The 20449-nt window shown below is 62.3% G+C and carries 20 protein-coding genes and 1 tRNA gene; 9 read left to right on the top strand and 12 right to left on the bottom strand.

Annotation, left to right across the window (positions count from 1 at the left end):
• Positions 1-78: 78 nt before the first annotated feature.
• Entirely contained in the window at positions 79-948 is an 870-nt protein-coding gene (locus IDM28_RS17990) for an oxaloacetate decarboxylase (protein ID WP_188036602.1), read from the top strand.
• A gap of 6 nt (positions 949-954) precedes the next feature.
• Here IDM28_RS17990 and IDM28_RS17985 read toward each other — a convergent pair whose 3' ends face one another.
• Positions 955-1827 (bottom strand): LysR substrate-binding domain-containing protein, encoded by an 873-nt coding sequence (locus IDM28_RS17985; protein ID WP_150572107.1) that lies wholly within the window; start codon positions 1825-1827, stop codon positions 955-957.
• A 114-nt stretch (positions 1828-1941) separates the two neighbouring features.
• Between IDM28_RS17985 and IDM28_RS17980 the strand changes: the two genes are divergently transcribed.
• Positions 1942-3579, top strand: coding sequence for a 5-guanidino-2-oxopentanoate decarboxylase (locus tag IDM28_RS17980; RefSeq protein WP_188036601.1), 1638 nt, complete (start codon positions 1942-1944; stop codon positions 3577-3579).
• Positions 3580-3591: 12 nt separating this feature from the next.
• On the opposite strand, the gene IDM28_RS17975 is transcribed toward IDM28_RS17980, so the two are convergent.
• Positions 3592-4503 carry an AraC family transcriptional regulator gene (locus tag IDM28_RS17975; protein WP_188036600.1) on the bottom strand — a complete coding sequence of 304 codons (912 nt, stop codon included), beginning with the start codon at positions 4501-4503 and terminating at the stop codon, positions 3592-3594.
• Positions 4504-4705: 202 nt separating this feature from the next.
• Between IDM28_RS17975 and IDM28_RS17970 the strand changes: the two genes are divergently transcribed.
• Both IDM28_RS17970 and IDM28_RS17965 read left to right on the top strand, forming a co-directional pair.
• Complete coding sequence (locus tag IDM28_RS17970) at positions 4706-5002, top strand: antibiotic biosynthesis monooxygenase family protein (protein WP_188036599.1); 297 nt, start codon at positions 4706-4708, stop codon at positions 5000-5002.
• Between the two features lie 42 nt (positions 5003-5044).
• Complete coding sequence (locus IDM28_RS17965) at positions 5045-5278, top strand: hypothetical protein (RefSeq protein ID WP_188036598.1); 234 nt, start codon at positions 5045-5047, stop codon at positions 5276-5278.
• On the opposite strand, the gene IDM28_RS17960 is transcribed toward IDM28_RS17965, so the two are convergent.
• From IDM28_RS17960 to bglX, 6 genes are all read right to left on the bottom strand, one after another.
• Positions 5279-5890 carry a flavin reductase family protein gene (locus IDM28_RS17960; RefSeq protein WP_101321922.1) on the bottom strand — a complete coding sequence of 204 codons (612 nt, stop codon included), beginning with the start codon at positions 5888-5890 and terminating at the stop codon, positions 5279-5281.
• Positions 5891-5997: 107 nt separating this feature from the next.
• Complete coding sequence (locus tag IDM28_RS17955) at positions 5998-6363, bottom strand: heme utilization protein (protein ID WP_150572201.1); 366 nt, start codon at positions 6361-6363, stop codon at positions 5998-6000.
• A 309-nt stretch (positions 6364-6672) separates the two neighbouring features.
• A complete protein-coding gene (locus IDM28_RS17950; RefSeq protein ID WP_150570604.1) occupies positions 6673-7992 on the bottom strand; it encodes an MFS transporter in 1320 nt (439 codons plus the stop codon).
• A gap of 269 nt (positions 7993-8261) precedes the next feature.
• Positions 8262-9596 (bottom strand): sigma-54-dependent transcriptional regulator, encoded by a 1335-nt coding sequence (locus tag IDM28_RS17945; RefSeq protein WP_188036597.1) that lies wholly within the window; start codon positions 9594-9596, stop codon positions 8262-8264.
• The gene (locus tag IDM28_RS17940; protein WP_188036596.1) at positions 9590-11347 is read right to left on the bottom strand and encodes an ATP-binding protein; all 1758 of its coding nucleotides are present in this window, start codon (positions 11345-11347) and stop codon (positions 9590-9592) included. Before IDM28_RS17940 ends, IDM28_RS17945 begins: the two co-directional genes overlap by 7 nt.
• A gap of 101 nt (positions 11348-11448) precedes the next feature.
• On the bottom strand, positions 11449-13740 hold the full coding sequence (gene bglX, locus IDM28_RS17935; protein WP_188036665.1) for a beta-glucosidase BglX: 2292 nt from the start codon (positions 13738-13740) through the stop codon (positions 11449-11451).
• 219 nt (positions 13741-13959) lie between these two features.
• Here bglX and IDM28_RS17930 point away from each other — a divergent pair, with 219 nt between their 5' ends.
• From IDM28_RS17930 to IDM28_RS17920, 4 genes are all read left to right on the top strand, one after another.
• A complete protein-coding gene (locus IDM28_RS17930; protein ID WP_188036595.1) occupies positions 13960-14577 on the top strand; it encodes a hypothetical protein in 618 nt (205 codons plus the stop codon).
• A gap of 97 nt (positions 14578-14674) precedes the next feature.
• Positions 14675-15901, top strand: coding sequence for a class I SAM-dependent methyltransferase (locus tag IDM28_RS17925; RefSeq protein ID WP_188036594.1), 1227 nt, complete (start codon positions 14675-14677; stop codon positions 15899-15901).
• A gap of 175 nt (positions 15902-16076) precedes the next feature.
• Entirely contained in the window at positions 16077-16352 is a 276-nt protein-coding gene (locus IDM28_RS23935; protein ID WP_101321915.1) for a hypothetical protein, read from the top strand.
• A 47-nt stretch (positions 16353-16399) separates the two neighbouring features.
• Positions 16400-16864, top strand: a complete 465-nt coding sequence (locus tag IDM28_RS17920; protein ID WP_101323096.1) for a helix-turn-helix transcriptional regulator — start codon at positions 16400-16402, stop codon at positions 16862-16864.
• Here IDM28_RS17920 and IDM28_RS17915 read toward each other — a convergent pair.
• The 3 genes from IDM28_RS17915 to IDM28_RS17905 all read right to left on the bottom strand — a co-directional run bounded on the left by IDM28_RS17915 (position 16853) and on the right by IDM28_RS17905 (position 20144).
• Entirely contained in the window at positions 16853-17218 is a 366-nt protein-coding gene (locus tag IDM28_RS17915; protein WP_188036593.1) for a FecR/PupR family sigma factor regulator, read from the bottom strand. The genes IDM28_RS17920 and IDM28_RS17915 overlap by 12 nt on opposite strands.
• Before the next feature lie 51 nt (positions 17219-17269).
• The gene (locus tag IDM28_RS17910; protein ID WP_101321913.1) at positions 17270-18286 is read right to left on the bottom strand and encodes a DUF4917 family protein; all 1017 of its coding nucleotides are present in this window, start codon (positions 18284-18286) and stop codon (positions 17270-17272) included.
• Positions 18287-18440: 154 nt separating this feature from the next.
• On the bottom strand, positions 18441-20144 hold the full coding sequence (locus IDM28_RS17905; protein WP_188036592.1) for a SulP family inorganic anion transporter: 1704 nt from the start codon (positions 20142-20144) through the stop codon (positions 18441-18443).
• Between IDM28_RS17905 and IDM28_RS17900 the strand changes: the two genes are divergently transcribed.
• The gene (locus tag IDM28_RS17900) at positions 20143-20310 is read left to right on the top strand and encodes a hypothetical protein (protein ID WP_188036591.1); all 168 of its coding nucleotides are present in this window, start codon (positions 20143-20145) and stop codon (positions 20308-20310) included. The two genes, IDM28_RS17905 and IDM28_RS17900, sit on opposite strands and share 2 nt — an antisense overlap.
• 49 nt (positions 20311-20359) lie before the next feature.
• Here IDM28_RS17900 and IDM28_RS17895 read toward each other — a convergent pair.
• A tRNA-Gly gene (locus tag IDM28_RS17895) sits at positions 20360-20433 on the bottom strand.
• Positions 20434-20449: the final 16 nt, after the last annotated feature.

Genomic DNA, 20449 nt, shown 5'->3' with positions numbered 1-20449 from the left:
TTGGAACGGGTCAGGTAGACCCCACATTCAAGGGTCGGTTTTCAGCCAGTTCAATTACAACTTTATTGCGGAGTGATCATGCCCAGGGCTTCCCACCAGGATTTACGTTTTGCCTTCCGCGAGCTGCTCGCTTCCGGTTCGTGCTTCCACACAGCTTCCGTGTTTGACCCCATGTCGGCGCGCATCGCGGCAGAGCTGGGCTTTGAGGTGGGTATTCTCGGTGGTTCGGTCGCCTCCCTGCAGGTACTGGCTGCGCCTGACTTTGCCTTGATCACCCTGAGCGAGTTCGTCGAGCAAGCCACCCGCATCGGCCGCGTTGCGCAACTGCCGGTCATGGCCGACGCCGACCATGGTTATGGCAATGCCCTCAACGTCATGCGCACCGTGATCGAACTCGAGCGCGCGGGCGTGGCGGCACTGACCATTGAAGACACGCTGCTGCCAGCTCAGTTCGGGCGCAAGTCCACCGACCTGATCTCGGTCGACGAAGGCGTCGGCAAGATCCGCGCGGCCCTCGAAGCCCGGGTCGATTCATCGCTGTCGATCATCGCGCGGACCAACGCCGGCGTACTCAGCACCGAAGAGATCATCGTCCGTACCCAGAGCTACCAGAAGGCCGGTGCCGACGCGATCTGCATGGTCGGGGTCAAGGACTTCGACCACCTTGAGCAGATCTCCGAGCACCTCAGCGTGCCGTTGATGCTGGTGACTTACGGCAACCCGAACCTGGGCGATGACGAGCGTCTGGCGCGTTTGGGCGTGCGCATCGTGGTCGATGGCCATGCCGCCTACTTTGCTGCGATCAAGGCCACCTACGATTGCCTGCGCCTGCAGCGTGGCCAGCAGAACAAGTCGGAAAACCTCAGCGCTACCGAGCTCTCGCACACCTATACCCAGCCTGAGGACTATATCCGCTGGGCCAAGGAATACATGAGCGTCGAGGAGTAACCGCGGCTATTGCCTGGCGCGTGTTTGCAGCCACTCCAGCAACTCGATCAGTCCCGCAGGCATTGGCCTGTCCGGGCTGGTCAGATAATAGCTGCTGCCGGTGCTCACCTTCAGGGCAAACGGCATGCACAAGCGGCCTTCGCGCAGATCATCGGCAATCAATGCCCAGTCGCCAATCGCCACCCCGGTACCTTGCGCAGCCATCGCCACGGCCATGTCCAGCGTCTCGAAATGCTGGCGTCGGCCATGCACTTCAGTCGAGCCTGCCGTCGCTAACCACAGGCGCCAGTCGTGCTCGTCGCGGGACGGGTGCAGCAGCATGTGTGCAGGCAGGTCGGCAAGTTGCTGCAGGGGCAAATGACCGTTCAACAGCGAAGGCGCGCAGACCGGCGTAAGTTGCTCATCAAACAGTTTTCGCGTGTGCGGGCCAGGCTCGGGTGCAGGTCCGTAGAGCACCGCAGCATCGAACTCTTCATGCTGAAAGTCGACCCCGTGCTGGACCGAACTGGTGACTTCGACCGGGATGTCCGGGCGCAGCGCCTGCCACTCGATCAAGCGCGGCAACAGCCAGCGCATTACACAGGTCGGCGCCTTGATCTGCAGCACTGCACTGCGCACGGCGACTTCGCGCACCCCCTGTTCGAGCAGCGCGAACATCTGCTGTACCCGCGGCAACCAGTCCTGGCCCTCGCGTGTCAGGCGCAGGCCGCGTGCCTGACGAACGAACAAGGCGTAGCCCAAATGCGCTTCGAGCCCGGCGATCTGCCGACTCACCGCACCTTGACTGATATTCAACTGCTGGCCGGCGTGGGTGAAGTTGCAGTGCTGCGCGGTGATCAGAAAAGTCTGCAGGGCTGACAGGGGAGGGAGTCGATTCATCGTGTGCAGCCATGTTCTGAGGTCATGGCTAGTATGTGTTTTTTTGCATTGTGACGATAGCGGCCCCGCGGGTTCAATACGCTCATTATTTGAACAACAAGCGGGTATCGGACGATGGCAACCTGTGGCGAAGTACTGGTCAAACTCCTCGAAGGCTATGGCGTCGACCATGTCTTCGGCATCCCCGGCGTGCATACCGTCGAGCTTTACCGCGGCCTGGCGGGCTCCACGATTCGCCACATCACCCCGCGCCATGAGCAAGGCGCCGGGTTCATGGCCGACGGTTATGCACGCACGCGCGGCGTGCCTGGCGTGTGCTTTATCATCACTGGCCCAGGCATGACCAACATCACCACCGCCATGGGCCAGGCATATGCCGACTCGATTCCAATGCTGGTGATCTCCAGTGTGCAGTCGCGCAATGCCCTGGGTGGCGGGCGCGGCAAGCTGCACGAGTTGCCCGATCAGCGCGGGCTGGTCGCTGGAGTCAGCGCATTTTCGCAAACCCTGATGAGCGCCGATGACTTGCCGCAGGTGCTGGCGCGTGCGTTCGCCGTGTTCGATGGCGCCCGGCCACGGCCTGTGCATATCGAGATCCCGCTGGATGTGCTGGTCGAGCCGGCCGATCATTTGTTGCCAGGCCGACCGATCCGGGTCAGCCGCGCAGCAGCGGCGCCGACCACCGTTGCGCAGATGGCAACACTTCTGGCCCAGGCGCAACGGCCATTGATCCTTGCCGGCGGCGGTGCGCTCGCGGCCGGCGCGGCATTGGCCGCATTGGCGGAACATCTGCAGGCGCCGGTAGCTTTGACCATCAATGCCAAAGGTCTAGTGCCGGCAGATCATCCCTTGCAGATTGGTTCGACCCAGTCGCTGCCCGTTACCCGTGAACTGATCGGCGAAGCCGATGTTGTGCTGGCGATTGGCACTGAGCTGGCAGAAACCGACTACGACGTGACCTTCCAGGGTGGTTTCAAGATTCCCGGCAGCCTGCTGCGGATCGACATCGATCCGGACCAGACTGTGCGCAACTATTTGCCGGAGCTTGCCTTGGTGGCCGATGCCGAGCAGGCCGCGCAGGCCTTGCTGGCTGCAGTGCGGCTGCAGCCAGCAGCGCAGCGTCAGGCCAGTTGGGGCACCGCACGGGCCGCGCGACTGCGCCAGGCCCTGGCGGCCAGCTGGGACCAGCCCAGCCTGAGCCAGACCCGCTTGCTCAAGACATTGTTGCAGACGCTGCCAGAGGTGGTGCTGGTCGGTGACTCAACCCAGCCGGTCTACACCGGTAATCTGACTCTCGACATGCCTGCGCCGCGCCGCTGGTTCAATGCCTCGACCGGCTACGGCACGCTTGGCTATGCGTTGCCAGCAGCGATGGGGGCCTGGCTGGGCAGCTCGGCGGTGATCAAACAACGCGCGCCAGTGGTCTGCCTGATTGGCGATGGTGGCCTGCAGTTCACCCTGCCGGAACTGGCCAGCGCGGTGGAGGCGCAGGTGCCGCTGATTGTCCTGCTGTGGAATAACCACGGCTATGAAGAGATCAAGAAGTACATGCTCAACCGCGATATCAAGCCGGTCGGGGTGGATATCCATACCCCAGACTTCATCGCCGTGGCGCAGGGCCTGGGCGCGGCCGCCGAGCAGGTCAACGACGTCGCGCAGTTGCAGACGGCGTTGGCCCGCGCCGTCGAGCGCAACAAGCCCACGCTGCTGCAGGTCGATCAGGCGCAATGGCAGCAGGCCGTGCGTGATTGATTCGGGCAGTGCTCAGCTGGCGCTGGCGCGTAAGCGGGCGACATCGCGAATCGGCGGCGCACCATACAGCCGGCTGTATTCGCGGCTGAACTGCGATGGGCTTTCATAGCCGACACGGTAGCCCGCCACCGCCGCCTCGACACCATCATTGAGCATCAGCCGGCGCGCCTCCTGCAGGCGCAGCTGTTTTTGATATTGCAGCGGGCTCATCGAGGTCACGGCCTTGAAGCGGTGGTGCAGTGTCGAGGTGCTCAGGTTGACCTCGCGGGCCAGCTCTTCGATACGCAGCGGCTGCTGATAATGCCGGTTGAGCCAGGCGATGGCCTGGCACACGCGATGGGTCTGGCTGTTGGACAGGGCGATTTCATACAGCCGATAGCCCTGCGGGCCGCGCAATACTCGATACAGCAGCTCGCGCCGCACCAGCGGCGCCAGTACTGCAATATCGCGTGGTGAATCGAGCAGCCGCACCAGCCGCAGCAGGGCATCGAGCAGCTCGCCATCGCTGCGCTCGACGAACAGGCCACGGCCCGACGGTTGGCTGGGCACCAGCATCGGCCCGCTCTCGGCAATCAACTGGCTGATCTCGGCAGGGTCCAGGTCCAGGCGCAGGCCCAGGCAAGGATTGTCCGGGCTGGCATCCAGGCTGGCGCCGGTGATTGGCAGGGTTACCGACACCACCATGTAATGCAGAGGGTCGTAGGTGTAGCTTTCATCACCCAGAAACAGCGTCTTGCTGCCTTGGGCCAGAATGCACAATGCAGGCTGCGCCAGGGTCGGCATTGCGCGCAGGTTTTCCTCGTAACGACTGAGGTATAGCGCGTCGATCGCCGACGGCCCGCCTCCGGCATGGCGCAGGATCAACCCGGCGAGTTCCTCGCGGCGGGCTTCAAGCGTGGGGTCCAGTGGCGATGAGGTGGTCATGACGGGTTTCCTCTGCTGAGGGGAGCAGGATAGGTTTGGGCAAGCTTGGGCGCTAGTCGAATGCTGTCGGTCGCTTGCCTGATCCTGCCGCGGCGCAGGATCAGGCAAGCGGCTCGCAGTAATGGCCTAACGGCGCAGGTCAAGCGGGGCATAACCTTGGTCGCCTGGATCTTCCGTCTGGCCTGTTTCAAGGAGCGCATTCATGACACCACGTCAACCGGTCACCCACTTGGCTTTTATCCGTGCCAGCAACGGCCGCTCGTGCGAGCTTGGCGCGCGTCTGCGGGACCTGCTCGAACCGTCGCTGCGCATGCCCGGCTGCCTGAGCTTCAGCGTGCAGCGCTCGCAGGCCGATGACGACCTGTGGCTGCTCAGCGGCAGTTGGCACGATCAGCAGGCAATGACTGGCTACTTCGACTCGGCCAATCTCGACCTGCTCGGCGAACTGGTGCAGGCGCAGGTGCTGGCAAGCCTGGATCTGCATACCTTCAGCGAGTGATCAGCAGGTTACAATGCCGCCTTTTCGACAAGGAAACGCAGCATGGCACGTAGAGAGTTTGCCCAGTTTGAGGCGGTTTCAGCGATGGTCCCGGTTGAGGGCGGTGGTTATCACGCTGCCATCGCAGTCAAGGCACTCGCCGGGATGGGTACGCCGCGTTTTCACAAGGTGCTTGATGGCCAGCTGTTCAAGGGCGCAATCGCGGCCGATGAGGCCGCTTGCGCCGAGCTCGAACGCTTGCAGGGCGTGAGCGATGAGGGCGAGCTGATCTGGTGATCAGCCGTCGTTGCGCGGCCGCGCCATCTTGAACAGATTGCCCAGCTCGAAGTAATCCTGCGGGCCGCCACCGCGCAGAATCGGCTCACCGGCAGCCGTGTCGTAGATGCCGTCCTTGAGCAGGTGCTCGGCGATGTGTACAGCCACCACCTCGCCAAGGATCAGCCAGCTGGGTACCAGTTCCTGATCGGCGCGCTTGAGCTGGATGATCTGGCTTACCTTGCACTCGAACGCCACCGGGCTTTCGCCCACTCGCGGTACACCGACAATGCGCGATGCCGTCGGCGTCAGCCCGCTCAGGACAAACTCGTCGACATCGGCTGCAACCGCAGCGCAGCTCTGGTTCATCTGCTCGGCCAACGGTCGGGTGGCCAGGTTCCAGACGAATTCGCCGGTCTGTTCGATGTTGTTCAGGCTGTCTTTGCGGCCAACACTGCAGAAGCCGATGATCGGCGGAATGTAGTTGAAGGCGTTAAAGAAGCTGTAGGGCGCCAGGTTGAGCCGGCCCTCGCTATCGTGCGAGGAGATCCAGCCAATCGGCCGCGGGCCGACGATGGCGTTGAAGGGATCGTGGGGCAGGCCGTGGCCTTTTGCAGGTTCGTAGTAGTACATCTGATCAGGGCCGCTCTGGGATGGACAAGATGCCTAGTGTGCCGGTTCTGCGCGCTGCTGCAAATGATCAAGCCCGGCAAGGCCGGGCTGGGTGCCCGCAGCAGGGCTTAGCTGAAGCGATGACCTTTGGTGTTGTCGAAGCCGTCTTCTGCGAAGCGTGCGCCGTTGGTGCGGTCGAAGCCGTCTTCGGCAAAGCGTGCGCCGTTGGTGCGGTCGAAGCCGTCTTCGGCGAAGCGTGCGCCGTTGGTGCGGTCGAAGCCGTCTTCGGCGAAGCGTGCGCCGTTGGTGCGGTCGAAGCCGTCTTCAGCGAAGCGTGCGCCGTTGGTGCGGTCAAAACCATCCTCTGCGTACGCTGCCGATTGAGTGCTGGCGGCAGCAAAGGAATGAGCACTGGTACGGTCGAAGCCATCTTCAGCGAAAGCGCCGGTAGCCAGGACGGAGAGGGCGACGGCGAGAATCAGTTTGTTTTTCATGGTTGGTTGCTCCGGTAGGTTTCAGGTTGTTTTGTTTCCATGAATTAAATCCTACTCCGATTAATTTGATTAAAAAGCGCAAAAATATGCACATTTGAATCGTATTAATCGATGTATATTTGTGCGACTTGCACGGCCTGCAGGCTTGTGGCCCTAGCAGGTTCGAGTGATTGGTCAGCTTGTGCAGACTAGGTGTCTGAGATTAATGAGGAATTAACAGGCTGAAACTGGCGCGAAGACATTGAGCGGTGAACATGAAAAAGGGCGCACCGATTACCGGTGCGCCCTTTCTGTATTGCCGCTGCGGGATCAGTCAGTAGTGATCCGCGAGTGGGTCTTGGTGTCTTTCATGGTCGCGTACACCAGCAGCGAGCAGGCGATACAGGCGGTGACGTACCAGTAGTAGCCGCTTTCCATGCCGGCGCTCTTGAACCACAGCGCGACGTATTCAGCGGTGCCGCCGAAGATCGATACGGTCAGCGCATACGGCAGACCAACGCCCAGAGCACGAATTTCGGTCGGGAACAGCTCGGCTTTGACCACCGCGTTGATCGAGGTGTAGCCACTGACGATGATCAGCGCTGCCATGATCAGGAAAAACGCGCCCCACCAGGTCTGAATGGTGTGCAGGGTGGTCAGGATCGGTACGGTGAAGATCGTGCCGAGCACGCCGAAGGCGATCAGGATCGGGCGTCGGCCGATCTTGTCCGACAGCGCGCCGATCACGGGTTGCAGGCACATGAACAGGAACAGCGTAGCGGCCGAGATGGTGGTCGAGTCGCTGATGCTCATGCCCACGGTGTTGACCAGGTACTTCTGCATGTAGGTGGTGTAAGTGTAGAAGGCCAGGGTGCCGCCCATGGTCAGGCCGACCACGGTCAACAGTTCCTTGGGGTGGCGCATCAGAGTGCGCATCAGGCTCTCTTTGGACTTCTCTTTCTTGGTGAACGAGGCGGTTTCTTCCATGCCGCGACGCAGGTACAGCGCAACCACTGCACACAGCGCGCCGATCACGAACGGCACACGCCAGCCCCACGAGTACAGTTGCTCGGTGGTCAGGGTCTGCTGCAGGACGATCAACACCGCCAGGGCAATCAACTGGCCGGAAATCAACGTCACGTACTGGAAGCTGGAGAAGAAGCCGCGCCGCTCCTTGCTCGCCATCTCGCTCAGATACGTTGCCGAGGTGCCGTATTCACCGCCTACCGACAGGCCCTGCATCAAGCGCGCGATTACCAACAGGATGGGGGCAGCGACGCCGATGGTTTCATAGCCTGGGGTCAGCGCAATCACCAGCGAACCTGCGCACATCAGCAGTACCGACGCCATCAGCGCCGCCTTGCGGCCCTTGCGATCGGCGTAGATGCCCATCAACCAGCCGCCGATTGGGCGCATGAGAAAGCCCACGGCGAAAATCGCAGCGGTATTGAGCAATTGTGCAGTGGTGTCGCCGGCAGGGAAGAAGGCCTTGGCGAAGTACAGCGAGAATGCGGCGTATACGTACCAGTCATACCACTCGACCATGTTGCCGATCGATCCGCTGAAGATCGACTTGAGGCGGCTGGAGGTGGTTTTTTCGGCGGCTGGCGCTGTGGCCGCCCCGGTTGGCAGGGAGGTGGCGTTATCCATCAGAGGTAACCTTCTCGTTGTTTTTGTGGAGCGCGCCGGAGCGCTGCTTGAGAAGGGGTAGTGCAGGAGGTGTGCCAGTTAGAATTTTCGGGCTGCTTTGCAGCCCCTTCGCGACGCAAGGCCGCTCCCACAGACGGCGGCGCCAGAAGGCTTGTGGCTTTTCTGTAGGAGCGGCCTTGCGTCGCGAAAGGGCTGCAGAGCAGCCCCCGATCTCACTCGGAATAGGCAGATTCACGCCTATCCATAGCAGCCAATAAGCAAGATTCCGCCTATCCCCGCTCGAGAAAATCCTCCCGCACCAGCCCATGCCGCTGCATCTTCTCGTTGAGCGTGCGTCGCGGCAGTTGCAACGCCTCCATCACTGCCTTGATCTCACCCGCAGACTGGCGCAGCGCCGCCCGCAAACACTGTGCCTCGAATGCCTCTATCTGCTCAGCCAGCGACGGGCCAACGGCATCGCCTTCAGGCCCGCTCGACCCCAGCCCCAGGGCATGCCGTTCAGCAGCGTTGGCCAGCTCGCGGACATTGCCTGGCCAGTCATGGCTGAGCAGCTGCGCCAACTGCGCACCGGTCAACGGCGGCACACTGCGTTGCAGACGCTCAGCCGTTGTGCGAGCGAAGAAGTCGAACAGCAGCGGAATATCTTCACGCCGCTCGCGCAGCGGCGCCAGGCGCAGTTCAGCCACGTTCAGGCGGTAGGCAAGGTCTTCGCGAAAACGCCCGGCGCGGGCTTCTGCGAGCAGATCCGGCTTGGTTGCGGCAATGATGCGCAGGTCGACGCTGATGCTCTGGTTGGCGCCCAGGCGTTCGAGTTTCTGCTCCTGGATCACCCGCAACAGCTTGGCCTGCTGGGCCAGCGGCATGCTTTCGATCTCGTCGAGAAATAACGTGCCGCCGTTGGCATATTCCAGCTTGCCGATGCGTTTGCCTTGAGCGCCGGTGAAGGCGCCGCTCTCATGGCCGAACAACTCGGCCTCAAACAACGCTTCGGGGATTGCCGCGCAGTTGAGCGCGACAAATGGCTTGGCCGCGCGCGGGCCAAAATCATGCAGGCAGCGGGCAACCCGCTCCTTGCCGCTGCCGGTTTCGCCGCGCAGCAGCACGTTGACCGGCAGGTTGGCCAGGTCGAGAACTTGCCGGCGCAGCTGCTGCAGGCCCTGGGACATCCCCAGCAGCGTAGTTTCCAGGCGCGCCTTGAGGTCGGCCTGCTCATGCAGGCGGCGGTTCTCCAGCACCAACTGGCGTTTTTCCAGGGCACGGCGCAGGCTGCCGAGCAGATGCTGCGGGGTGAACGGTTTTTCCAGAAAGTCATAGGCGCCGCTGCGCATGGCCTCGACCGCCATTGGTACATCACCGTGGCCGGTCAGGAGAATCACCGGCAAGTCCGGGTCGCGTGCCTGCAGCTCGGCCAGCAGTTGCAGGCCGTCCATGCCGGGCATGCGCACATCGCTGATGATCACCCCGGGGAAGTGCTCGGGCAGTTGCGCCAGGCACTCATCGGCGCGCGCGAACAGTTGCACGGCAAAGCCTGACAGGCCCAGCCATTGTTCCACCGCAGTGCGGATGCTGGCTTCGTCATCGACGACTATCACTGAATTCAACATGCAGGCTCCAGATCGCGTGGCAGGCTTAGGCTGAAACGAGCGCCGCCGGGCAGGTTGTCGACCTGCAACTGGCCGCCGGCTTCGCGGACGATGCCATAGGAAATGGCCAGGCCCAGGCCCAGCCCTTCGCCCACCGGCTTGGTGGTGAAGAAGGGGTCGAAGACTTTGCCCAGGTCGGCCGAGTCGATCCCACCGCCGGAATCGAGCACGCTCAGGTGCCAGTCATTGGCGTGGTTCTCGATGCGAATCTCCAGCCGTTTGTAGCGTTTGTCGGCCATCGCATCGAGGGCATTGTGGAGCAGATTGATCAGCACCTGCTCAAGGCGAATGGCATCGCCGCGCACCCACGCCGGGCGGGCCAGGTACAGCGCTACTTCGACCTCTTCGCTGCGGATGCGGGTGTCCAGCAAGTGCAGCGCCTGATCGACCACCGTAGCCAGATCCAGCCGTTCGCGCAGGCCGCCAGGGCTGTTGCGGGCGAAGGTTTTCAGGTGGCTGGTGAGCGCCGCCATACGCGTGAGCATCTGCTCCAGTGGCTCCAGCGCCTGACGCGCTTCGTCATGGCGACCGTGGTCGAGCAACAGCCGCAGGGTCTCCAGTTGCATGCGCTGGGTGGTCAACGGCTGGTTGATCTCGTGCGCCAGCGCCGCCGACATCTGCCCCAGCGCGGCCAGCTTGGCCGCCTGCACCAGGCCCTCCTGGGCCGTGCGCAATTGCCGGGTGCGTTCTTCGACCTGACGCTTGAGCGCCTCGCGGCTGCGCTGACGCAAGCGGGCCAGACGCATACGCTGGCTGACGAACAGGATCGCGAACACCAGACTCAGCCAGATGGCTGCAGCGGCCAGCCCGGCATTGCGCACGTCTTCGCTGACCTGCGGCTTGCGCAGCAAATGCAGGGTCCAGCCCTCGCTGGGCAATGGCAGGCTCTGCCACAGGTATTCGACCGGGCCGTCAGGGCCTTGCACCCGGCTCAGTTGGCTGTGATCGTCGAAGCGGGTCAGTGCCTGGTGTTGCAGCGCCAGCAGTGGCTGCTTGTCGTACTGGCGGGTGGCGGCCAGTTCGGCTCGGTCAGCCCCGGACAGCGGGCTCAGTTCGCGGTAGCGCCAGCCGTCCTGATTGGCAATGAAGATGATCCCGCGGGCATCGCTGACCAGCAGCACATCACTGCCCTGACGCCACTCGCGCTCAAGTTCGGGGAATTCCAGCTTGACCACCATCGCCCCGAGGAAACGTCCTTGCAGGTCCTTGACCGCGCTGGAGAGGAAATAGCCCGGGATACCACTGGTGACGCCGACAGCATAGAAGCGCCCGCTGCCTTGGCTACGAGTCTGTTTGAAGTAAGGCCTGAAGCCGTAGTTGGAGCCTACATAGGTACTCGGCAGGCGCCAGTTGCTGGCGGCGACGGCGAGACCGGTGTGATCGAGCAGCTCCAGGGTCGAGGAATCGGCCGCGCCGTTGATCCGCTCCAGCTTGATATTGAGCGCATGCTGAACCGCCGGCTCGACCGGCCCTGCCAGCGCGGCGATCAGCTCCGGGTCCAGCGCCAGCACTGCAGGCAGGGCGCGATAGCGTTCGATCAGGGTGTGCAGCGAGTTGGCATACAGGCCCAGTTGCTGCGCCGCACGCTCGGCGTCGGTCTGCATCGAATGGCGTTTTGCGTGATGCATCGCCCAGCCAGCACTGAGGGCAGTGCCGAGCAGGATCAGCAGCACGACCAGGCCCAGACGCAAGGCTCGAAACGAAGAAGGCATGGGGCGGTTCCTGAGGGGGTCAGCTGAGCCAGAGGCCGCCGCTGGCGGCCTTCATTGCGGTGTAATCATGCAGTGAAGGTGCCGCGGCGCCAGGGGCCGGGTTACAGCAGTTCGAAGCTCTGCTGCTGCACCGCTTCAGAGTCCAGGCCGACCTGAACGTTGAACTGGCCGGGCTCGGCGACCCGCTGCAACTGACTGTTGTAGAACTTCAGGTCATCCTCACTGATGTTGAAGCTGACAGTGCGCGACTCACCCGCCTTGAGCAGCAACTTGTGGAAATTCTTCAGCTCTTTGACCGGGCGGCTCATCGACGCGCTGACGTCCTGCAGATACAGCTGTACCACAGTCTCGCCGTCACGCTTGCCGGTGTTTTTCACGGTGACCTTGGCCTGCAAGGTGTCGCCACGCTTGAGGGTTTTGCTGTTCAGGCTCAACCCGGACAGTTCGAAGCTGGTGTAGCTCAAGCCGTAACCGAACGGGTACAGCGGGCCATTGGGCTCTTCGAAGTATTGCGAGGTGTAATTGCCCGGCTTGCCTGGTGTGTACGGCCGACCGATGCGCAGGTGGTTGTAGTACATCGGGATCTGCCCGACCGAACGCGGGAAGGTGATCGCCAGTTTGCCCGACGGATTGTAGTCGCCAAACAACACGTCAGCGATGGCGTTGCCGCCCTCGGTGCCGCTGAACCAGGTTTCCAGCACGGCGTCGGCCTGTTCCCGCTCCCAGTCAATCGACAACGGCCGGCCGTTCATCAGGACCAGCACCAGTGGCTTGCCGGTGGCTTTCAGCGCCTTGATCAGGTCACGCTGCACCGCCGGGATTTCCAGGGTGGTGCGGCTTGACGACTCGTGCGACATGCCGCGCGATTCACCGACTACCGCCACGACCACGTCAGCCTGTTGTGCGGCCTTGACCGCTTCGTCGATCAACACCGCAGCAGGGCGCAGGTCGTCGACGATTTCCGGAGCATCGAAATTGAGGAAGTTCAGGTAATCGACCATCGCTTTGTCGCCGCTGACGTTGGCGCCCTTGGCGTAGATCAGTTTGGCCTGGTCGCCAACGGCGCGGCGCAGGCCTTCGCGCACGGTGACCGAGCGGTTTGGCCGGCCAGCGGCGGCCCAGCTGCCCATCATGTCGATCGGTGCATCGGCCAGTGGGCCGACCACGGCAATGGTGCCGGCCTTGCGCAGCGGCAGGGTCTGCTCGCGGTTTTCCAGCAGCACCAGGCTCCGTCGGGCCACATCCCGAGCCGCGTCACGGTGCAGGCGCTGGTCGGCATACACGTCCTTGGGGTCATCCTTGGCCTGGCCGATACGCAGGTACGGGTCTTTGAACAGGCCCATCTCGTACTTGGCACCAAGCACTTCGCGCACGGCCTGGTCCAGTTCGGCCTGGGTCACTTCGCCCGATTTCACCAGACCCGGCAGTTCTTCGGCATACAGCGAGTCATTCATGCTCATGTCGATGCCGGTCTTGATCGCCAGCTTGGCCGCTTCGCGGCCGTCCTGGGCCACGCCGTGGCGGATCAGTTCCTGAATCGCGCCGTGGTCACTGATGGTGACGCCCTTGAAGCCCCAGTCCTTGCGCAGCAGGTCGTTCATCAGCCAGGTATTGGAGGTGGCCGGTACGCCGTTGATCGAGTTCAGCGCGACCATCACGCCGCCTGCGCCGGCATCGAGGCCGGCGCGGTACGGTGGCAGATAGTCGTTGTACATTTTCGGCAGGCTCATATCGACCGTGTTGTAGTCGCGCCCGCCTTCCACCGCGCCATACAAGGCGAAGTGCTTGACGATGGCCATGATGCTGTCCGGGTTGGCCGGGCTGCTGCCCTGCAACGATTCGACCATGACCTGGCCGATCCGCGAGGTCAGGTAGGTGTCTTCGCCAAAGCCTTCGCTGGTGCGGCCCCAGCGCGGGTCACGGGCGATGTCGACCATCGGTGCAAAGGTCATGTCGATGCTGTCGGCAGCCGCTTCAGCGGCCGAGGTGCGGCCGACCTTGGCGATGGCCTGCATGTCCCAGGTGGCCGCCAGGCCCAGGCTGATCGGAAAGGTGGTGCGGTGGCCGTGAATCACGTCATAGGCAAAGAACATCGGGATCTTCAGGCGGCTGCGCATGGCGGCGTCCTGCATCGGCCGGTTCTCGTCGCGGGTGATCGAGTTGAAGGTGCCGCCGATGCGCCCGGCAGCAATCTCCTCGCGGATCTTCTCGCGCGGCATTTCCGGGCCGATGCTGATCAGGCGCAACTGGCCGATTTTCTCGTCGACGCTCATCTGGCTGATCAAGTGCTCGATGAATGCCTGCTTGTCCTGCAGGGGCGGGGCAGCAGTGGCGGCAAACGTTGCCTGACTGGCGAAGGCCATGGCCAGGCCGAGCATGGACAGTTTCATCATCAATTCCGTATTCGAGGCCTGGGTCATGGCCACACGAATGCGTGTGGCCGAAGGGTTCAGGCGGCTATTGTTCTTGGCCAAAGGCGATCGTTTATTGATCTGCCCTACAGCATTGGCGGCTGCGGTGGATTATGCCTGATGTCTGGTAGTTGTTGAGATACACTCGCGCCAGCCCGGTGCCGGGACAACAACTATAAGAACGATCGAGAGACCAACGGCATGAGTGTGTTTACCGAATATGAGCAGCGGCTGGTCGCCGAAGCGATAGCCCGAGCCGAACGGCGTACCGACGCCGAGCTGGTCAGCGTGCTGGCGCGGCGGGCGGACGAGTTTGCCTACCTGCCGCTGTTTTGTGCGGCGCTGTTGGCATTGCTGGTGCCGGGGCTGCTGCACCTGCTGCTGGGCTGGCCAGGCGTGCGCGGCCTGCTGGTGGCGCAACTGGTGATCTTCGTCGCCCTGTGCCTGCTGCTGCGCCACCCACGGCTGGGGCATCGGCTGATGCCCAGGTGCTTGTGCCAGCGCACTGCGCTGAGCCTTGCACGCCAGCAATTTCGAGCCCTTGAACGGCAACGTGATCACGGCACCAGCAGCTTGCTGATCTTTGTCAGTCAGGCCGAGAACTTTGTCACGATTCTGACCGACCGCGGCATTGAACAGCACTTCGACCCGCGTGTACGCGCCGCGTTGATCGCCCGCTTTACCGAGCAGGTGCGCCAGGGTCAGACCCTACAGGGCTTTGTCGAGTGCATCGACGCCTGTGCCGAGCAGCTCAGTCGACCATTGCCGGCCACCCAGCGACGTAACCAACTGCCCAATCGATTGGTGATCCTGGACTAACCACGGCTGTCGAGAAAACTTCGCGAAGGCCGGGCGGCAACGTAGAATGCCGGCCACTGCGCACTGCGCTCCCGGTTATTCGAGGCCCCACCGTCCCATGCCTGCCACGCCTTCCACTTCGTCTGCGGCTGATCCGCTTGCCCAGTTTCTGCGTCTGCTGGCCGACTCGCTGGAGGCCGGCAGCCTGGCCAAGCTGGTGCTGGCCAAGCATGTTGGCGCCGAGCAAAGCCTGCAGCGGATCATTGCCAAGCCGCTGCTGATCAAAGGCCAGCCCAGTCTGTCCCTGGTCTATCGCTATGAGACCCGCGACATCACCCGCAATCTGCCCAACCAGCAGGTTCAGGCGCTGGTCGCCGAGCTGCTGCCGGCGAGCTTTCGCAACGCCCACCTGTTCACCAGCGAAGGTGAAGTGCAGTTGGCCTTCAGCAAGAAGGGCAAGCCGATGCTGCAGCGCCATCTCGCGCAGCCAGCACGCGAGGCAGCCCCGGCAGGGCATGACCGCGAGAAGAAACGCTACCTGCAACTGACCCGGCCGTTTTTGCGTGATCTGGGCGTTACCGACGCGCAGTCCGCGTTGATCCCGTCGATGTCGCGCAAGTGGAAGCAGATCAACAAGTTCATCGAAGTCTTCGACCACGCCCTCACCAGCGCACCACTGGCTGCCGAGCAGCCGCTGAAAGTCGCCGATTTTGGTTCAGGGAAGGGCTACCTGACCTTCGCCATGCACGACTACCTGAGCAACACCCTTGGCCGCCAGGCGCAGGTGACCGGCGTCGAGTTGCGCCCGGACATGGTCGAGCTGTGCAACGCCGCAGCGGCACGCCTGGAGCATTCGGGCCTGGTGTTCGAGTGCGGTGACGTGCGCAGCGTGGTGCCCGCCGCCATCGACGTGATGATCGCCCTGCATGCCTGCGACATCGCCACCGACTACGCCATTCATACCGGCATCCGCTGCAACGCCGCGATCATCATGTGCTCGCCCTGCTGCCACAAACAGATCCGCCCACAACTGCAAAGCCCCGGCTTGCTGCAGCCGATGCTGCAATACGGCCTGCACCTCGGCCAGCAGGCCGAGATGCTCACCGACAGCCTGCGCGCGCTGTACCTGGAAGCCTGCGGCTACGAGACCAAGGTGTTCGAGTTCATCTCGTTGGAACACACCAACAAGAACAAGATGATCCTTGCGGTCAAGCGCAAGCAGCCGGTGGATGCCACGGTGTTGCTGGAGAAAATTGCCGAGCTCAAGCGCTTTTATGGGGTCAAGGAGCACTGCCTGGAGACGTTGTTGCAGGCCGATGGGTTGATTGCTGTTGTGGGGGAATAACCAACAATTGGCTGTGTCCGAAGCATCCTGACACTGCGTAGGACCGTTCCTGAGCTGACTTGCTACGACCTTGCATCGGTTTTTCTCACTGTAATGTGATCACGGCAATGATTGTCGAGCACCCTGGTTGTCGGTTGACAACCCTGGTGCATGTTCACATACTGGAGATCAACTGATGCCTCGCCACGCGCATTCCAAGAAAGAGATTGAGCAGGCTCTGAGATACGCAGAGGCGCAAGGCTGGAGAGTGGTAGCGGGTGGCGGCCATTGCTGGGGCAAAATCTACTGTCCTTACAACAGCGATGAGTGTCGGTGCGGTGAATTCTGCGTGGCAAGTATCTGGAGCACACCCAAGAATCCAGACACGTTTGCGCGTCAGATACGACGAATCGTCGACAACTGCGTTGTTCATCGTCGCAGCATTGATCACGCAGGGAGAGAGTCAAAGTGACGGAATATATCTTCACGCTCAGATACCAGTTAACCCACGATCAGGACATGGATGGTCTGCTGGAGCGTCTAGGCGCGTCGGGATGTGATGACGCTATTGTCGGAGTCGGCCAGCCAGGCCGGCTGGCGCTGGAGTTCGCACGCGAGGCGGGATCCGCTCAGGATGCAGTGCATAGCGCCCTTGCGGACGTGCAGCGAGCTGTCCCTCAAGCCCATCTTGTGGAAGTAACTCCCGACCTGGTTGGGTTAACCGATGTCGCGGAGGTTGTCGGCGTGTCGCGGCAGAACATGCGCAAACTCATGTTGGTGCACTATTTGAGTTTTCCTCCACCAGTCCACGAAGGAAACCCATCAATCTGGCACTTGGCCGAAGTCCTTTCCTGGATGCAGGCGCGGCAAACGTACTCTTTCGCTCAGGAAATCGTCGATGTAGCGAAAGTAGCGATGAGGCTCAACGTGGTCCGCGCTCATGAGCGAATTATGGTCAACGCGCCTAGCCATTTAATCAGCTGAACTAGCCACTGCGGGCAACTGACTTGCCCGGTGGTCTGCGCTCTGTAGAAAGAGCCCGTGGGCTTCCGGGCTTGCGGTCATAACGGCACAGGCCACCCCCACTGCAGCAATCATCACCAGCCGCCTTGGTGATCGCTGCGCCACAGGCGCGGGCGGATGGGCGGCGTGCTTGAGCGCTTCCAGGTCCTGCCACAGGTGTTCGAGCTGGCGATAGGCGCGGGCATGCTCTGGGTCGCGCAGCCACTGCTTGAACGCCTTGCGATTATGCCTTGATGAGTCATAGCGATTGCGCACCAGCCAGCCTGCGGCCTGAGCATCGATCGAGTCTGCCTCGAAATCGTCTAGCGGGTTCATCTGCCGGGTTCCTGCGCTCGTTACTGTTTACTGCTACCGTGCGCTCGCCGGTCAGCGCCGGCGGGCAAAGTCGGCAGGCACTTCGACTGCCAGGTCTGGGGCGCCGAGCGGATGACTGCTGGCGTCGAAGAAATGCAACGAGGTCTCGTGCATATCGCCGAAACGCTGCAGAAAGTGCTGCTTCTGGTTGATGATCGACGCCTCGCTCAATGGCCGAATGGCAATGCACAGATGAGCCGGGCGGGCCTGGCGGATGGCATCGAGCAGGTGTTGATCCGTGCTGTCCAGATGCTGGCCGAACAGGCACAGGCCCTCTCGTTCGCTTGCCAGCTGGCCAAGGCCCCAGCTCAGGTAATCCGAACTGCGAATGGCGCGCAGCTTGTGCTCGCTGCGGTCTTCGTTGATGAACAGCGGCACCTCGCCGGGAATATTTACGGCAAAGCCGTCAAGCAACTCACCGTTTTCGGCGCTGCGCTGGCGCGTGCTGCCGTCTGGCAGCTTGAGCAGGTGCAGGCCGCCGTGCAGGTGCAATACCCGGGTGCCCTCGGCGTGAGTGCGGCGGACATCGAAAAACCCTTCTTCGTCGAACAGCGCAGCAAATCCTTCGGGCGCCTGTCGTACTGCCCAAGGCACAAGCAGATCGTAGTTACTGGTGTAGACGCTGCGGTAGGCCCTGAGCGCCTGATTGATCGCACTCAGGTTGGCGCTGGGCAGCAGCGGCCACGGGATGTGCACCGAGCGGATCGCATGAATCAATGCTTCCTTGATCGAGTAATAGCGATTGAGCGGCGCAGTCGAATTGATCGCCAGCGCGGCGTTGGCCCGCACGGTAGTATTGAGCGTGCTCAGCAGCGGCTCGAACAGCTCGCTGGCCAAGGCTTTGAACAAGGCCTGGTCACTGACGCCCAGGCCTTTGTGACGAACCTTCTGTGCCTGCTCGAACAACGAAAAATAACCAAACGGCTTCCACAGTGCACGGCTGGCGCCGTTGCCCAGGAGCAGGGCCTGGCACGGCTGGCGTTGCTCGAGCTCGGGCCAGGAAGTCAGATGGGCGTCAACTGGGGGCATGCGGGGTCCGTGGTTTGGCAGGGAAACGCCGCGACTTTAGCATGCTCCGGCGATGTGCTGTATTCGCCCTGCGGCACCGTGCGCTGCGCAACTGTGAGGGTATTGCAGCTTCCCAGTGCACCGCCGGTTGCAGCAGTTAACGCTGCGTCACCGGCTAGGGCTGCTGCGCGGTGGCCTGACGTTCGCGGTTGCTCCACACGCGATAAGCACGAATACCGGCGCGCACTGAGCCAAACAGCAGCTTGTCTTCCATTTCCCGGGCCATGCCTGAGCGCACCAGCATGCGCAAAAACGTCCCACGTGCCCGCGCAATGGCGAAATGAATACCTTGCGCGGCGAGGGTGTCGCGTACTTCACGCAGGGCGGCGATACCGCTGACATCGATGCTGCTCACCGCTTCGGCATCGAACAGCACCGCGCGCGGCTGGCTGTCGCGTTGCACTGCCTCAAGCAGGCGCATCTTGAAGTAGTCGGCGTTGAAGAACAGGATCGCGTCATCGAAGCGATACACCACCAGGCCCGCTACCGTGCGCGCGTCGGGGTGTTGGCGCACGTCGACCTGGCCTTCGATCCCCGGTGCCCAGCCCAGCACGGCATCGGTGGGTTGATAGATGCTGTAGAGCAAGCGCAGGATGGCCAAGGTCACCGCGAATATGATCCCGGGCAGCACGCCCAGACCAAGCACACCAATCGTGGTCAGCAGGCACAGCCAGAACTCGAAGCGGCTGAGCCGGTAGATCTTGCCCAGCGAACGCACATCGATCAGCCCCCAGCCGGCCATCAGCAGCACGGCGCCGAGCACCGTCTGCGGAATCCAGGCCATGGGCGCAGTGAAGAACAGCAAAATCAATGCAATCACCAGCGCGGCGATGATGCCTACCAGCTGGCTTTTGCCACCGACCATGTCGTTGACTGCCGTGCGCGAGTCGGCGCCGCTGATGGCAAAGCCTTGGGAGAACCCGGCAGCCAGATTGCTCACGCCCAAGGCAACGAACTCGTGATTGGCATTGATCGCATAGCCATGCCGCGCGGCGAAGCTGCGTGCCGTGAGCATGGCACTGCAAAAGCTCACGGTGGCGATCCCGAGGGCATCGCGCAGCAGGCTCTTGGTTTCTGCCAGAGAGCTCTGCGGCCAGGCCAGTTGGGGCATGCCGCCGGGCACCGGGCCGAGGATGGCGACGCCAAAATGGTCCAGGCCAAATACCCCTGTAATCAAGGTGAACAGCACTACGGTCACCAGCGCTGCCGGCAGGCGCGGGTAGCGCCGTGGCAATCCGATCAGCAGGCCCAACCCGGCCAGGCCAATCACCAGTGTCAGCCAGTGGATTTCACCCAGGCGCTGGGCGAAGTTGATCAGGCTGAGGATAAATCCGTCACCTTCGATCTTGAAGCCAACCACTTTGCTCAGCTGCCCGGCGATCAGGCTCAGGCCGATACCATTGAGGTAGCCGATCAGGATCGGTCGCGAGAAGAAACTGGCAATGAACCCTGCGCGCGCCACCCCGGCGGCAATCAACATGACCCCGACCAGCACGGTGACGATCACCGATAGCTCGGCAATGCGCTGTGGATCACCCAGCGCCAACGGCGCCACGGCCCCGGCGATCATGGCGCAAGTGGCGGCGTCGGGGCCGACCATCAACTGCCGAGAGCTTCCGATCAGGGCGTAGACGATCATCGGCAGCACACAGGCATACAGCCCGTACTGCGGCGGCAGGCCGACGATCTGCGCATAGGCGATAGCGATCGGGATCTGGATCGCAGCGACCGACAAGCCAGCCTGTATGTCGGCGTGCAGCCACTCGCGGCGATAGTGCAGCAGGTTGGCCAGGCCCGGGAGCCAGCGGGAGAGAAACATGCGCAGTCCTTTGGAAATGTTTCACACAATGCTCGAGCTTATCCGCCTGCTGCGTTTGGTGTGCAAGCTTTTTGCGCGCAGCGCGTTGCAGCCGCCAAGGGCCGGCAAGGTCTGCAGCAAATCGATGGAAGGGCAGAAACGAAAAAAGGAGCCGGGGCTCCTTTAGACAGGCGATGACATTGCGCAAATGTCATGCGGTGCAACGGTGGACGAGGTGGAGCGGGTAGAGGGAATCGAACCCTCGTCGGAAGCTTGGGAAGCTACTGTTCTACCATTAAACTATACCCGCTTTACGCGTACATCCT

The sequence above is a fragment of the Pseudomonas sp. EZ-C24 genome (genome assembly GCF_014525325.1).
Taxonomy (GTDB): Bacteria; Pseudomonadota; Gammaproteobacteria; order Pseudomonadales; family Pseudomonadaceae; genus Aquipseudomonas; species Aquipseudomonas shirazensis.
This window is presented reverse-complemented; position numbering and strand designations above follow the sequence as displayed.